The sequence below is a fragment of the Maribacter polysiphoniae genome (assembly GCF_003148665.1).
Classification (GTDB): Bacteria; Bacteroidota; Bacteroidia; order Flavobacteriales; family Flavobacteriaceae; genus Maribacter_A; species Maribacter_A polysiphoniae.
The window spans coordinates 230,783-245,650 of the sequence record NZ_QGGQ01000006.1; the positions used below are offsets into that span (position 1 = coordinate 230,783).

At 42.4% G+C, this 14,868-nt stretch carries 14 protein-coding genes; 10 read left to right on the forward strand and 4 right to left on the reverse strand.

Features of this window, described 5'->3' with window-relative positions; all coding sequences use genetic code 11:
* Nucleotides 1-69: 69 nt before the first annotated feature.
* The 5 genes from LX92_RS14010 to LX92_RS14030 are packed head-to-tail and all read left to right on the forward strand — an operon-like array spanning nucleotide 70 to nucleotide 5,136.
* A complete protein-coding gene (locus tag LX92_RS14010; protein ID WP_109651703.1) occupies nucleotides 70-3,216 on the forward strand; it encodes a VPS10 domain-containing protein in 3,147 nt (1,048 codons plus the stop codon).
* A gap of 12 nt (nucleotides 3,217-3,228) precedes the next feature.
* Nucleotides 3,229-3,651, forward strand: coding sequence for a PH domain-containing protein (locus LX92_RS14015; protein WP_109651706.1), 423 nt, complete (start codon nucleotides 3,229-3,231; stop codon nucleotides 3,649-3,651).
* Nucleotides 3,652-3,654: 3 nt separating this feature from the next.
* Nucleotides 3,655-4,230: a pentapeptide repeat-containing protein gene (locus LX92_RS14020; protein WP_109651709.1), complete on the forward strand. Its 576-nt coding sequence runs from the start codon at nucleotides 3,655-3,657 to the stop codon at nucleotides 4,228-4,230.
* A 59-nt stretch (nucleotides 4,231-4,289) separates the two neighbouring features.
* Nucleotides 4,290-4,784: a DUF6265 family protein gene (locus tag LX92_RS14025; protein WP_109651713.1), complete on the forward strand. Its 495-nt coding sequence runs from the start codon at nucleotides 4,290-4,292 to the stop codon at nucleotides 4,782-4,784.
* A gap of 1 nt (nucleotide 4,785) precedes the next feature.
* Nucleotides 4,786-5,136, forward strand: a complete 351-nt coding sequence (locus LX92_RS14030; protein ID WP_109651715.1) for a DUF2116 family Zn-ribbon domain-containing protein — start codon at nucleotides 4,786-4,788, stop codon at nucleotides 5,134-5,136.
* A gap of 1 nt (nucleotide 5,137) precedes the next feature.
* Here the strand turns inward: LX92_RS14030 and LX92_RS14035 are convergent, their stop codons facing one another.
* Complete coding sequence (locus tag LX92_RS14035) at nucleotides 5,138-5,602, reverse strand: CBS domain-containing protein (RefSeq protein ID WP_109651912.1); 465 nt, start codon at nucleotides 5,600-5,602, stop codon at nucleotides 5,138-5,140.
* A 117-nt stretch (nucleotides 5,603-5,719) separates the two neighbouring features.
* On the opposite strand from LX92_RS14035, the gene LX92_RS14040 reads away from it, so the two are divergent.
* The 4 genes from LX92_RS14040 to LX92_RS14055 all read left to right on the forward strand — a co-directional run bounded on the left by LX92_RS14040 (nucleotide 5,720) and on the right by LX92_RS14055 (nucleotide 10,133).
* Nucleotides 5,720-8,005, forward strand: coding sequence for a M20/M25/M40 family metallo-hydrolase (locus LX92_RS14040; protein WP_109651718.1), 2,286 nt, complete (start codon nucleotides 5,720-5,722; stop codon nucleotides 8,003-8,005).
* Complete coding sequence (locus LX92_RS14045; protein WP_109651721.1) at nucleotides 7,998-8,807, forward strand: NAD-dependent epimerase/dehydratase family protein; 810 nt, start codon at nucleotides 7,998-8,000, stop codon at nucleotides 8,805-8,807. Before LX92_RS14040 ends, LX92_RS14045 begins: the two co-directional genes overlap by 8 nt.
* Before the next feature lie 121 nt (nucleotides 8,808-8,928).
* Complete coding sequence (locus tag LX92_RS14050) at nucleotides 8,929-9,303, forward strand: hypothetical protein (RefSeq protein WP_109651724.1); 375 nt, start codon at nucleotides 8,929-8,931, stop codon at nucleotides 9,301-9,303.
* Nucleotides 9,304-9,434: 131 nt separating this feature from the next.
* Nucleotides 9,435-10,133: a tetratricopeptide repeat protein gene (locus tag LX92_RS14055; protein ID WP_109651727.1), complete on the forward strand. Its 699-nt coding sequence runs from the start codon at nucleotides 9,435-9,437 to the stop codon at nucleotides 10,131-10,133.
* Nucleotides 10,134-10,225: 92 nt separating this feature from the next.
* Here the strand turns inward: LX92_RS14055 and LX92_RS14060 are convergent, their stop codons facing one another.
* On the reverse strand, nucleotides 10,226-10,723 hold the full coding sequence (locus LX92_RS14060; RefSeq protein ID WP_109651730.1) for a hypothetical protein: 498 nt from the start codon (nucleotides 10,721-10,723) through the stop codon (nucleotides 10,226-10,228).
* A 63-nt stretch (nucleotides 10,724-10,786) separates the two neighbouring features.
* On the opposite strand from LX92_RS14060, the gene LX92_RS14065 reads away from it, so the two are divergent.
* Entirely contained in the window at nucleotides 10,787-11,728 is a 942-nt protein-coding gene (locus LX92_RS14065) for an NAD-dependent epimerase/dehydratase family protein (RefSeq protein ID WP_109651733.1), read from the forward strand.
* 47 nt (nucleotides 11,729-11,775) lie between these two features.
* Here LX92_RS14065 and rimK read toward each other — a convergent pair whose 3' ends face one another.
* Together rimK and LX92_RS14075 are read right to left on the reverse strand one after the other, a co-directional pair.
* Nucleotides 11,776-13,152 carry a 30S ribosomal protein S6--L-glutamate ligase gene (gene rimK, locus LX92_RS14070; RefSeq protein WP_109651737.1) on the reverse strand — a complete coding sequence of 459 codons (1,377 nt, stop codon included), beginning with the start codon at nucleotides 13,150-13,152 and terminating at the stop codon, nucleotides 11,776-11,778.
* A 125-nt stretch (nucleotides 13,153-13,277) separates the two neighbouring features.
* Complete coding sequence (locus tag LX92_RS14075) at nucleotides 13,278-14,804, reverse strand: bifunctional GNAT family N-acetyltransferase/carbon-nitrogen hydrolase family protein (protein WP_109651740.1); 1,527 nt, start codon at nucleotides 14,802-14,804, stop codon at nucleotides 13,278-13,280.
* Between the last annotated feature and the right edge of the window lie 64 nt (nucleotides 14,805-14,868).

Here is a 14,868-nt window from a genome sequence, read left to right on the forward strand (position 1 = left end):
TTTCTTATAGGTTTCTTACCTTTCAGATATAGCTTTCCAACGTTATGTAAAAACCTAAATACCAACCCTATGAAATCCTTGCAGTATATTCTCCTTGCCTTGTTTGTCATACCCCTTTCATTACAATCACAAAAACGAAAAAAGAATTCAACGCCTCCAGCCATTACTGTACAGGATTCTATGTTCCATGGACTCAAATGGCGTAATATCGGTCCGTTTCGAGGTGGTAGAAGTGTGGCCTCAACCGGAGTTGTTAAGCAACCAATGACCTATTATATGGGAAGTACCGGCGGTGGGGTCTGGAAAACCGTTGATGACGGTATTACCTGGAAGAACGTATCTGACGGATTTTTTAAAACGGGAACGGTTGGTGACATTGCCGTTTCGGAAAGCCATCCGAATATGGTTGTTGTAGGTATGGGGGAGCATGCCGCCCGTGGGGTTATGACCTCTATGGGTGATGGCATATACAAATCAACCGATTCCGGCAAAACCTGGAAACATATGGGCTTGGACCATACGCGACATATCTCCGACGTCATCATCCACCCCACCAACCCGGATATTCTTTTTGTTGCGGCACAAGGTGCCCAATACGGCCCAACTACCGATCGCGGCGTTTACCGTTCAATGGATGGCGGAACAACCTGGGAAAAGGTTCTATTCATAAATGACATAACGGGAGCCGCTTCCTTATCCCTGGACATGACTAACCCGTTGATCCTATATGCGGCCATGTGGCAGCACGAACGCTTTCCTTGGACGATAACCTCTGGGGGGAAAGATTCAGGCCTTTACAAGTCAACAGATGGAGGAAGCACATGGGAAAAAATGAAGGAAGGGCTACCCAAAGCATTCGGTAAAGCCGGAATTTCCGTTTCAAGGACCAATCCTGAACGCGTATTTGCCGTTCTTGAGGGTGAAGATGACAAAGGGGGCGTTTACTGCTCTGATGATGCCGGTAAAAAATGGACTCAAGTAAACAAGGACCGGATCAATATCGCCCGTTCTTGGTATTACATGGAAATTTATGCCGATCCACAGGATGAAAACTTGGTATATGTACTCAATGCCCCAGTAACGAAATCCATCGATGGCGGTAAAAGCTTTAAACCCTTATCTACACCCCATGGCGATAACCATGACCTTTGGATCAACCCGACCGATAATTCCAAAATGATCAATTCGAACGACGGGGGTGCCAATATTTCGAACAATGGTGGTAAGAGTTGGAGTTCACAGCAAAACCAACCTACCGCCCAGTTCTATCGTGTCATTACCGATAATATAGTGCCGTATACTATCTACGGCGGCCAACAAGACAATTCAGCCATTGCCATTGCCAGTCGAACCAACGACCAAGGTATCGATTGGAAAGATTGGTACGCTGTCGCCGGTTGTGAAAGTGCCTATTTGGCCTTTGACCCGGATAACCCCGAAGTGGTTTTTGGAGGATGCTATCAAGGTATTATCGAAAAATGGGTACGGGCCTCACGGGAAGGAAAACCCATTAAGGAATATCCCGAATTAGCCCTTGGAAATGCCCCAGAAAATTTTAAGTTTCGATATAATTGGAATGCCCCCATCATAAGTTCCCCCCACAATAGAAGCACCATTTACCATGCGGGAAATGTCGTTTTCAAATCTATGGATAACGGACACAGCTGGGACATAATAAGTCCAGACCTTACCCGAAACGACAAATCAAAACAAGGTCCGGGCTCAGGTCCGTACACCAACGAAGCGGCTGGTGGAGAAAATTATAATACCCTTATGTATTTGGTTGAATCACCACATGAAAAAGGAGTGCTCTGGGCCGGTAGTGATGACGGACTGATACATCTTACTAAAGATGGTGGTCAAAATTGGACCAATGTAACCCCTCCGAATTTAAGGGAGGGAATCGTGAACAGTATAGAGGTATCCCCACATGATCCAGCGACGGCTTATGTCGTCGTGATGCGCTACAAACAAATGGACCTAAAACCTTATATTTTTAAGACCTCCGATTACGGTACCAATTGGTACAATATAACTAATGGTATAACTGGCGAACACACGTTTGTACGGGTAGTACGGGAAGATAAGCACAAGAAGGGATTGCTTTATGCAGGCACGGAAACCGGCTTGTTCATTTCATGGGATGACGGACAAAATTGGCAACCTTTCCAGTTGAATCTACCTATCGTCCCAATCAACGATTTGGTCATTCAGGATAATGATTTGATCGCTGCCACAGCGGGTCGTTCTTTTTGGATTCTCGATGACCTTGCTGCTATTCAAAATATGGGTTCCCCAAAAAAACCAATCAGTATTTACAAACCCAAGGACACCTATTTGATTTTTGGCGGGCATACCGACAAACCCGATTCTGGATTGGGACAAAATCCAAAATCGGGAGTAACCTTCGATTATTATTTAGACAAGGATGCCGACAGTTTAGGAATGACATTGGAGGTGTTGCACAAGGGTACCACCATTAGGACCTATACGAACAAAAAACCGAAAGATTTCAAATCCTGGCCCGGGGGACCATCCAAACCCGAAACACTTCCCTCCAAAAAAGGATACAACAGGTTTACATGGGATTTTAGAAAGGAAACCCTCCCCGCCGTAGACAAGGTTTTTGTCTATGGGAGTTATGCTGGGTCACGAGTGGGTCCTGGTACGTACCAGTTGAAATTGACCGTCGACGGATTCACATCCGAGACCGAAGTTACGGTTTTGAAAAATCCAAAGGTAGAAGGTTCCCTAGCCGACTATGAAGAACTACAAACTGTTTTGGGGCAAATTGAAGGTAGTATAAAAAGCATTCACGAATCGGTTACGGCGATGCAATCGGCAAAAGCACAATTGAAAAGTTATGCCAAATTGCTAAGCGACAATGACCAGGCCAAGGAGTTATTGGATAAGGGCAAGGCACTCATTGAGCGTATTGACACCTGGGAACGGAATCTAATCCAACCCAAGCAGAAAACCTTTCAGGATGTGATCAATTACAACAATCGACTGAATGCGGAATTTATGGAGTTAAAAAGTTATGTTGATGTTGCGGAACCTAAAGTGACCAAGGGAGCCAAAGAGCGCCTTAAGGACCTCATGGCCGAATGGAAAACCTACGAGTCTGAAAGGAATACCATCGTTAACGATGAAATGGAGGTTTATAATAAATTATATGATGAACTGGGATTACCAGCGATAATCCTGAAAGAATAAAACAGACTACCGATGAAAATTTACAAATCAAAAATAGGGATAGGCCTAGTGCTCTTTATTGTTTTTGTTTTTGGTATAAGTTCCTATACCCTGGTTATCGAAAAAAGTTGGGGCGGACTATCATTCATGGCCCTTACCGCTGCCTTTATCGCCTACCTTTTCCATCAGACCTATTACACCATTGACGGAAACATTCTGAAGGTGAAATCGGGGTTTCTTTTGAACCAATCCTACGAAATAAGCAGGATAACCAAAATCAGTGAAACCCATAATCCGATTAGTGCCCCTGCCGCCTCCTTAGATCGTTTGGAAATCTCCTTTGACAATGGCACCTCTGTTATTATTTCCCCAAAAGAGAAATATGGATTTATTGATGGACTGGTACAACGGAATCCCAAAATAAATGTGCAACTTAGGGCCAAAAACAAAGGATAATCAATGAACAAACCTTTCATCGCAGACCAAACCTTCAAAGGAAAGGATTATAGGACAGACCGACTTTCAAAAGGGGAATACGAAAACTGTATATTCGAGAATTGCGATTTTTCCGATGGGTATCTCGACAACCAACATTTTATGGAATGCCAATTCCTGGATTGCAACCTCAGCAATACGAACCTAGGCCAGACGGTATTGAACGACGTACACTTTACCCGGTGTAAAATGATGGGGGTGAAATTTGAATACTGCAACAATTTCCTAATGTCCTTTGATTTTTCAAACTGTGTGTTGAATTTCTCATCCTTCTATAAAATGGCATTGGGCGCCATTCAGTTTAACGATTGCAAACTCATTGAAGTCGATTTTACGGAAACCGACCTATCCGGGGCATCATTGGATGACTGCGATTTGGAAAAGGCTGTTTTTTACGATACCTTTTTAGAGAAAACAGATTTGACCACGGCCTATAACTTCAGCATTGACCCTGAAAGAAACCGAATCAAAAAAGCCAAATTCTCAAAAGACAACATCGTCGGTTTATTGACAAAATATAACATCGTTATCGAAAACTAAACCCCTATTCGTTTGTAATCGGATAATTTGTATCTTGTTGGCATCAAGAACATTATTCAATGAAACCGATCTTTATTCTTGCTTTATGCTTTTCAGTGAGCTCCTTTTCCCAGCACACCGTTTCCTTTACCGAAACTAGTGTCCCTCCCAAAGCCACATTAGACAACGTCGCCTGGATTGCGGGCCATTGGAAAGGCGAGGCCTTTGGTGGTATCGCCGAAGAAATATGGAGTCCGCCCTTGGGCGATTCCATGATGTTTGTCTTTAAACTGATAACCGACGGTAAGGTACAATTCTATGAAGTGGGCCATATTCAAGAACGCGATGGAACCTTGATTTTGCAATTGAAGCATTTTCATGGTTCACTGAAAGGTTGGGAAGAAAAAGATGATACCGTCGATTTCAAATTAGTGAAAATGGAAGACCACACCATCTACTTCGATGATTTTACCATAGAGCGGATCAGCGAAAACGAAATAAACATGTATGTGATCGTCGACAATGACCAAGGTGCTTCCGAAGAAGTTAAATTCAATTACAAAAGGGAAAAATAAGATGCAAAGAAAATGTTTGGAATGTGGCACCGAAATCAGGGGACGTGTCGACAAGAAATTCTGTTCGGACCATTGCAGAAACGCCTACAACAACAAGGTCAACAAAGACAGTAAGAACCTTATCCGAAATATCAACAACCGACTACGAAAGAACTATCGCATTTTGGACAGCTTTCCCCTAAAGGACGGGAAAACAAAGACCACGCGAACCCGATTGATGGATAAAGGTTTCGATTTTGAATTCATCACCAACCTTTATACCACCAAAAAAGGCACTACCTACTATTTTCTCTATGATTTAGGATACTTACCCTTAGAGAATGATTATTATATGATCGTAAAAAGGGAATAGATCACTTCCAATTATGTCCGCTAAGTTTTAAGGCGGCTATAACAATATCCTTACGGCTTATTTGACCCACGACCAACCCATCTTTCATAACAGGTAATCTTCTGCGGTTATGCTTATCAAAAATACATGCTGCATCAAAAATGGAGGTGTCATGTGGAATGGTTTCCACCTCTTTAGACATATACTTCTCAACACTCTTATCGAGGATAGGCTGATTAAAATAGCGGCTTTCGGAAATCTGCTTCATACAATCCGCTTCTGAGATGATCCCGACCAAAAACCCATTATCATCCAATACAGGACCCCCTGAGATATGATACTTGGCAAATTGCTCCATAACCTCCAAAATGGACTGATCAGGGGCAAAGGTCACCAACTTGGTGGTCATGTAATCGGAGACCAAAATAGGTGCGTCAAACTCTTTCTTAGATGCTTTTCTGATTCCTTGAAAACTTTTGATAGCCATACTTTTATCTTTTAGGTTGATTACTAAAGATAGAAAAAATAATCCAATACCATAAAATGGGCGGTATACTACCAGATCATTCGATAATTTTATACTTTTAGGGTACACGTATGCGTCATGAAACCATTATCAAAAATTACCTCGCTCTTACTCATTCTTCTTGCTGTTTATTGGAGTTTTAAAGCGGCAATGCCTTCTTATACGGAAGACATCAATACCACAAAAATTGCTTTTTCAACGGACAGGGCCCTGACCCATGTGAAAAACATTTCCCAAAAGCCGCATGGCGTAGGGTTCCCAGCCCACACCGAAGTACGAAATTACATTGTATCCGAACTACAATCCCTAGGTTTGGAAACCCTGACCCAAGAGGGATATACTGCCGGTGATTGGGGAAATTTGAGTAAGGCAACCAATATTCTCGCCCGGATCAAGGGGTCGGAAGAAGGCAAGGCCTTACTATTGCTATCCCATTACGACAGCAGTCCGCATTCCTCATTGGGGGCCAGTGATGACGGCAGTGGGGTTGCTACGATCCTAGAAGGCGTGCGCGCTTTTCTAGCGGAGGGAAAACAACCTAAAAACGACATCATAATCCTGATTACCGATGCTGAGGAATTGGGACTTAACGGTGCGGATTTGTTCGTCAACAAGCACCCTTGGGCAAAAGACGTAGGCCTAGTCTTGAATTTTGAGGCCCGGGGAAGTGGTGGCCCCAGTTATATGTTGGTGGAAACAAATCGAGGTAATGGAAAACTTATCCAGGAATTCATTGCGGCCAATCCCAAGTATCCCGTAGCCAATTCCTTGGTGTACAGTATTTACAAAATGCTTCCCAACGATACCGATCTAACCATTTTTAGGGAAGATGGGGATATTGATGGTTTTAACTTTGCCTTTATCGATGATCTCTACGACTATCATACGGTACGTGACAATTATGATCGATTGGACCGAAATTCCCTAGCCCATCAAGGCAGTTATTTAATGCCTTTGTTAACCTACTTTTCAGATGCCGGGTTGGACAATCTAAAAAGCCTGGATGATTTTGTCTACTTTAACGTTCCCTTCTTTAAGCTAGTCTCCTATCCTTTCGAATGGATATGGCCCATGTTCGCTTTGGCAGCCCTCTTTTTCGTGATCCTTTTGGTCATCGGTTTTCGAAAAAAAACTATCCAGACCAAACAAGTACTAAAAGGGTTCTTGCCCCTACTACTGTCATTGGCCATTAATGGGATTGTCGGTTTTTATGGCTGGAGCGTCCTTACATGGTTATACCCCGGATATACCGATATATTGCAAGACTTTACGTATAACGGCCACACCTATATTGCCGCCTTTGTCCTATTTTCAATAGCCACTTGTTTTTGGTCATACCATAAATTCAAATCGATTGAAACGCCAAATCTCTTGGTAGCGCCCATATTCCTTTGGACTCTGATATGTGGATTGGCTACGGCCTATTTACCGGGGGCCAGCTTTTTCGTTATTCCCTTATATGCGCTTTTGGTTTCGTTCATGGTAATCATCAACCAAAAAGAACCAAATGCTTATTTGATATTGATCTTGGCATTGCCCGCCCTTTGGATCTATCCCCCTTTCATTAAAATGTTCCCTATTGGTTTGGGATTGAAAATGATGGTAGCCACTACCCTTTTGACTTCCTTGACCTTTTATTTACTTCTTCCCCTATTTGGATTTTATAAGGGTAAGAACCGATTGGCCATGATTGGGTTTTTACTTTTTATCGGATTTATGGTTTCTGCCCATTTCAATTCGGATTTTACCAAGGAAAATGCAAAACCGACCAGTCTGCTATATGTTCTGGATGCCGATACCAATAAAGCACAATGGGCGACCTATGATAACGTTGTTTCCGATTGGACGTCACAATATATAGGTGATACCAAAAAAAATCCTGAAAAACTATCGGACAACACCATAAGTAGTAAGTACTCCACGGCATTTACGCATGTGGTCGATGCCCCATTGAAGGAAATCACCCCGCCTAAAATCGATATCACCCTTGATACGATTATTGGAAACGACCGAATGATAACGATTTGCATAACCCCCCAACGCGATGTTAACCGTCTGGAAGTGTTTACCAATGCCGTTGAAATCAAAAATGCCGTTGTCAATTCCATCCCTTTGTCGGAGTTTTATTTGGCCCAAAGGAAGCAAGGCCGATTGGTTACACATTATATCAGCAATAATGCCTATACCGAACTTCAACTTACCTTGCCCAAGGAGGCCAAACCCAAGTTGACGATTTATGAAGCCTCCAACGATCTGTTGACCAATGAACTATTCACCATTCCCGAACGACCCGAAAACAATATACCCATGCCTTTTGTATTGAATGATGCCATTCTCATAACCAAAACCATCCCTCTTGAATAAGAACATCGCGATCATGGGTTGTGGTTGGCTAGGGTATTCCTTGGCCAAATCCCTTATACAGGAGGGTTTTACGGTCTTTGGGACCACAACCTCGGAGGACAAAATGCCAATACTTCAAACTGTTGGCATCACACCTTATAGGATTTCAATATCGGAGAAAGGAATTACAGGCCCCATAACAACGCTATTGGGAAATGCGGAAACCCTTATCATCAATATCCCGCCGAAACTACGTGGATCCAATCCTGAGAATTACATCAAGAAAATGGAACACCTCTGTGGGGCTTTGAAAAAATCCAAGGTTAAGAAAGTCGTGTTTGTAAGCAGCACCTCGGTCTATGGCGATGATCAAGGCGTAATCAACGATGACATCCTACCCAAGCCAACCACCGCATCAGGAAAACAGTTGCTAGCTTCGGAAAAACTGTTTTCGGCCCTTCCAAATATAGAAACGACCATTATCCGATTTGGGGGATTGATCGGTAAGGACAGACATCCTGTTACCATGCTATCGGGTAAAACCGGATTACGGAATGGGAACCATCCTGTGAATTTGATCCATTTGGAGGATTGCATAGGCATCATCAAATCGATTTTAAAAAAGCAATGGTGGGGTGAAATTTTCAATGCAGCCTTCCCCCTACATCCTTCTAAAAAGGAATACTACCAACAAATAGCCAAGCAAAAAGGATTGATTCCTCCAGAATATGACGAAAACCCAAGTTTGTCAGGTAAAATTATCGACCCAAGTAGGCTTATTCTTGTTAAAAAGTATCTTTTTCTTACCTCAATTTATATTTAATTCACCACATAAATTTCGATTTTCACAACAAATAAGCCCTGTTTGTGTTAATTAAACCATTGTTATTAAAGGTCTTATCGATGAAATGCATAATTTTAAGTAAACTAAAAAATCGATTGACATGGAAAATTCAGCATTACGATTTAGAATTGAAAAGGAGATTGAAAAATTAATTTCCGAAAGTTGCGCAAATCCCCAATCAACCGAAAAATTTGAAACCTTACATGTTGCTATCTTGAAGAAGTATTACAATGCAGCGGATGTATCTATTGATTATCACAGAAAAAGGGTAGCCATGGATATCGTAATGGACGACAAAAACTACGACCCGACCAAGGTCAATACGTACATTCCTTTATTACACGCCAATCTTTTATTTAAAAACCTAAAGGATTTTTTAAAGTCATGCATTGAAATGGATACCAAAAATTTGGGATTTTATGCCGGACTCATACGTAGGTTCGCCAAAAAAGAAGTCAAATTAACCATAGTATGATATTTTATCATACCAAAAAAATCAGCGCCGCCTTGGCGCTTTTTTTATGTTTATTTAATACTTTCGTTAACAGCATAATAAATATAATTTTAATAGCTTAGCGCACGAAAAATCAAGAAAACAAGAGATATATGAAAAAGGTTGTCTTCGTGGTCCTATTTGCCTCCAGCTTTATGGTAAATGCACAATCAAACGCCGAATTATTAAAACATTACGAAGCCTTTTATAAGGAAATGAGAATGCAGGCCGATGTGAACGGTATGACCAATGCCTTAACGCATCTTAATGTACTTGCCCCTTCCAAAGCACGAAAAGACACGCTGGCCTACATCTATGCGAACAACAATCAGCATATGCAGGCATTGAATACCATAGGAATAGAAAAAAACGAGTCGGATTCGGACCTGGCCGTACAGGTGAAGGCCATTTCATTAAAAGCCATCAACCAGCCCAAAAGGGCCTTGGAACAATTGGAAATCCTGAACAAACGTACCCCAAATGTCTATTTGGCGTATGAACTCGCCGATTTAAAAATACAGACCGGTGATAATCTTGGGGCCATTACCAATATTGATTATGGGATTGCCAATGCCAAGGACGATATGAAATATGCTTTTTATGAAAGACAGCAACCTTACGAAGCGTCATTGAAGGCGGCATTTATGCATTTAAAGGCCCTTACCATCTACAATCAGGATAAAACCAAGATCGATGAGGCAATCGCCATGATCGATAAGGCTTTGACCATAGACCCTAACTTTAATTTAGCCAGCCTAAGCAAGCAGGCTTTGGAATCCAGAAAAGCAGAACCTGCCGAGGATAAAAAATAATCTTCAATCGGTTCGCCGAACATAAAGATACAGGAAGTCCCGTTTTTTAAACAGGATACGGCAAGGTTATCGTTAACCGGGTATACCCATTGCTATTCCTGATCCAAAATCAGTTTGGCATCCAAGGTATGGTTCACAACGGCATTGAACTGTTCCCTCATGATATTATAGGATTCGATCATTTCATGTACCGAGGTCTCGGGGTCCAAAAAATAAACCAGATCACCCTTGACCTTTAGCAAATAGGTCTTAAAAACCTTTTGGCGGCTTTTTATCTGTGGTGAATCAAATTCTTTGGGATAGGTGGAATCTTCCAGTAATTTTTGCTCATTGATAAGATCATCAATCGTTAGGCTTAAATCTTCCTTATTCGCCGCGTTGTATATAGCATCAAAACCAACATCCATGGCCATGTATTCCGGCCATTGCTTTAAGATAGCCTCAGCCTTGGGGTCCACAGCAAGCTTTTTAGGCCATTTATCGGTAACTATTTCATATCGTGAGGCATCTTCCCCACCCGTTTCATCTTTCTTTTCCTTACAAGAAACGGATACCAAAAACACGACTAGGACAACTAAGAATTTATGCATAAAGCGAATGTACAAATTTTAATAAAAGCTATATTTACCAAGTATTCATTTAACGCCATTTTAATGCAAAAATCTATTTTAATCTTGGGTGCCTGTGGGCAAATCGGAACTGAACTAACGTATGCCTTGCGCGAAAAACACGGTAATGAGGTAGTGATTGCGAGTGATATTCGCGAGGGAAATGAAGACTTGATGAACTCAGGGCCCTTTGAGCTTTTAGATGCCACGGATTACAATGCTTTGGAAGAAGTGGTGGCCTATTACGAAATCAGTGAAGTGTACCTAATGGCGGCCATGTTGAGTGCCACTGCCGAAAAGTTTCCCATGCGTGCCTGGAACCTTAACATGAACTCACTCTTCAATGTGTTAAACCTCGCCAAGGAAAAAAAGATAGATAAGATTTTCTGGCCTTCGAGCATCGCTGTCTTTGGTCCCAATACCCCCGCGGACCATACCCCACAAAATACCATTATGGAACCATCCACGGTTTATGGCATTAGCAAGCAATCCGGTGAGCGCTGGTGTAACTATTACCACCAAAAATTCGGGGTCGATGTCCGTAGCATACGTTATCCTGGACTTATCAGTCACAAGACCATGCCCGGTGGGGGAACCACGGATTATGCGGTCGAAATCTACCATAAGGCCTTATCGGAAGGCTCCTATACCTGTTTTTTGAAAAAGGATACCCGGTTACCCATGATGTTTATGGATGATGCCATACGGGCCACCCTTTTATTAATGCGAAGCAAGCCGGAAAACATTAAGATAAGATCTTCGTACAATCTGGCCGCCATGAGTTTTACCCCCGAGGAAATTGCAAAGAGCATAAAGGCGTGGATTCCTGATTTCAAAATAAGCTATAAGCCCGATTTTAGACAGGAAATTGCCGATTCTTGGCCAAGTAGTATTGATGACTCCCAAGCCCAAAAGGATTGGGGATGGCAATCGAATTTCGATTTGGAAAAAACGACCAAGGAGATGCTATCGAATTTAAAGGAATGAGCAATACCTTGGTCACGGACCCTTTTTAGAGGGTCCATCACCTTTTCTTAAGAACTGAATTTGAGCTTTCGCTCTATCGCCAAGATCATTTCATTGGCAATATCCTTCCCAGTAGCATTCTCAATACCTTCTAAACCAGGTGAGGAATTCACTTCCAACAAGAGCGGTCCTTTGTTCGATCGTATAATATCGACCCCAGCCACGGCCAAGTTCAACACTTTGGCGGCTTTTAAGGCCAACTTCTTCTCTTCTGCCGTAATCTTAATGATCGATGCCTTGCCCCCTTGGTGGATATTGGCCCTAAACTCCCCTTTTTCAGCCTGTCTTTGCATAGAGGCAACCACCTTACCGTTTACAACGAAACAACGGATATCCTGCCCATTGGCTTCCTTAATGAACTCCTGGACCAAAATGTTGGTGTTCACACTTTTAAACGCATTGATAACACTCTCAGCGGCTTTATTGGTCTCAGCCAAAACAACGCCCTTACCTTGGGTACTCTCCAACAATTTTATAATGAGGGGTGCCCCATTGACCATTTTAATAAGGTCTTTGGTATCCATAGGCGATTTTGCAAATCCCGTTATGGGTATATGGATATCGTTTTTTGAAAACAACTGGGAGGCAAAAAGTTTATCCCTGGACTGGGATATGGCCTCAGCCGTATTTTGACAATACACGCCCAAATTATCAAATTGGCGTATAAGTGCGCACCCATAAAAAGTAACCGCAGGTTTGATCCTTGGGATAACCGCATCGAACTCATTGAGGATGTTCCCTCCACGATATCTGATTTCGGGTGAATGCGCATCCAACTTCATATAGGCCAATTCAACATTGAGAAACACGATTTCATGCCCTCTGGCCTCAGCGGCCTCAATAATGCGCTTATTGCTATAAAGCTGTGGATTGCTGGCCAAAAGCGCAATTTTCAACCCTGTCTTTTGTTTAAAGAACGGCTTGTATTTCAGGTCTATCTCTTCACTGGTGAAATGCTGTATTTTATAGCTTTCCGCAGGGTTTACCATATACCTGTCCATTAAAGCCTCCCTACCCAAGAGCATACGATACTCCATGGTATCCCTATTGGCCAAGGTCAATTCTATATCAAATGTATCATTGCCCAAAGTTACGGGGGTCTTTACCACTAGGCGTTCCTCAGAGATTCCTGTGGAACTTTTGATCATTCGCCTATCGATCAACCGGGCCTCGCAATTTAAGGTTATACTCCTATTCTCCTGCAAAGGGTTTACTTCAAACTTCACCCATTCCTGAACCCCTTTATTGATTACCTTGATATTGGTGGCTTGAATGGAAGAGGTCTTTGCCCCAGAATCTACCCTTGCCTTAATGGCAGGAATACCCAACTGATCGAAAAAACACCATTCCTCACTGCCAATGATACGCAACTTGTTAAGCGTCATACTTTATCTATTTTTTTATATTCTTACGTATATTATGGCCCGTACGGCCTACTGTCAAGTGTATCCAAATCCTTACAAACGCAACATGATGGTCCTTATAACCCATCCTGTACATTGGACAGGGGTTACTTTTTCCTTAATTCATAAAGGTCGGTTCTTCTATCCTTTAGATTATGGACCGCCCCGAACTGGTTAAGTTCCCTAAGTAGATCAATGTCCACATCAGCGATAAGGATCATTTCGGTATTCGGGGTGGCTTCCGCCTTGATACCATTGGTAGGAAATGAAAAATCACAGGGTGTAAAAACCATCGATTGTGCAAATTGGATATCCATGTTCTGTACATTGGGTAAATTACCGACACTACCGGCAATGGCCACATAACATTCATTTTCTATGGCCCTTGCCTGTGCACAATTACGCACCCTTGAATACCCGTTTTGGGTATCGGTCAAAAATGGAACGAACAGTATATTCATGCCTTCATCGGCCAAAATACGGCCCAATTCGGGGAATTCTACATCGTAACATATTAAGATGCCTATTTTACCGCAATCGGTATCAAATGCCTTTATTTGATTACCTCCCTGCATTCCCCATACCTTTGCCTCATCGGGGGTTACATGTATCTTTTCATAGCGCTCCACACTGCCATCCCTTCTACACAAATACCCCACATTCAATAAACGGCCATCCACGATTTCGGGCATACTACCCGAAATGATATTGATGTTATACGAAATCGAAAACTCGGAGAATTTTTGAACAATGGCTGTTGTATGCCCCGCCAGTTCGCGAATGGCGTCCGGGGTGGATAGATGGTTGTGATCGGCCATCAGGGGGGCGTTGAAAAATTCGGGCATCATCGCAAAATCCGAACGATATCCCGAAACGGCGTCCACGAAATACTCTGCCTGTTGCAATAAGGCTTCCAAATCCTTATAAGGCCTCATTTGCCATTGGATAAGTCCCAATCGTATAATGGTCTTCTTGGTGGCGGCTTTTTTTGAGGGTTTATGATAATAAATATTATCCCACTCCATCAAAATGGCGAAATCGTTGGACGCATCATCACCTTCCAAATAACCTTTCATCACTTTCGCTGGATGAAAATCATTGCTGATCTGAAAATTGAGTACAGGGTCTTGGATTTCCTTCAACCGAACTTTTGCGATATACTCCTTAGGGGTAAGGTCGTCCGAATATTTATGGAAATTGGGCATCCGACCCCCGAAAACAATACTCTTCAGGTTCAGTTTTTCACAGAGCTCCTTACGGTAATCATATAATCTGCGGCCTAACCGTAGACCGCGAAACTCGGGTTTGATAAAAACATCGATCCCATACAGCACATCGCCTTCATTGGTATGTGTATTGAAGGAATAGTTGCCTGTAATCTCCTCATAGGTATGATCGTCCTCATACAGGTCATAATCGACGATGATCGATAAGGCACAACCAGCCAATTGGCCATTGATCTTAATCACGACCTGCCCTTCCGGAAACTTATCGACCAATAGCTTAATTTGCTCCTCTTTCCAATACGAACCGGGCATATTGGTATATGAAGAAAGCATTGCTTCCTTGAGTTCCTTGTAATCTTCAAGGTCTAGGAACTTTAATTCAATATTTTCAATCTCTTCTATTTTCATGCTTGAATATGTGATAAGGTTAGCCTGATGTCCTTTGTGGGGACATCGGCCTAATATCGTAAGG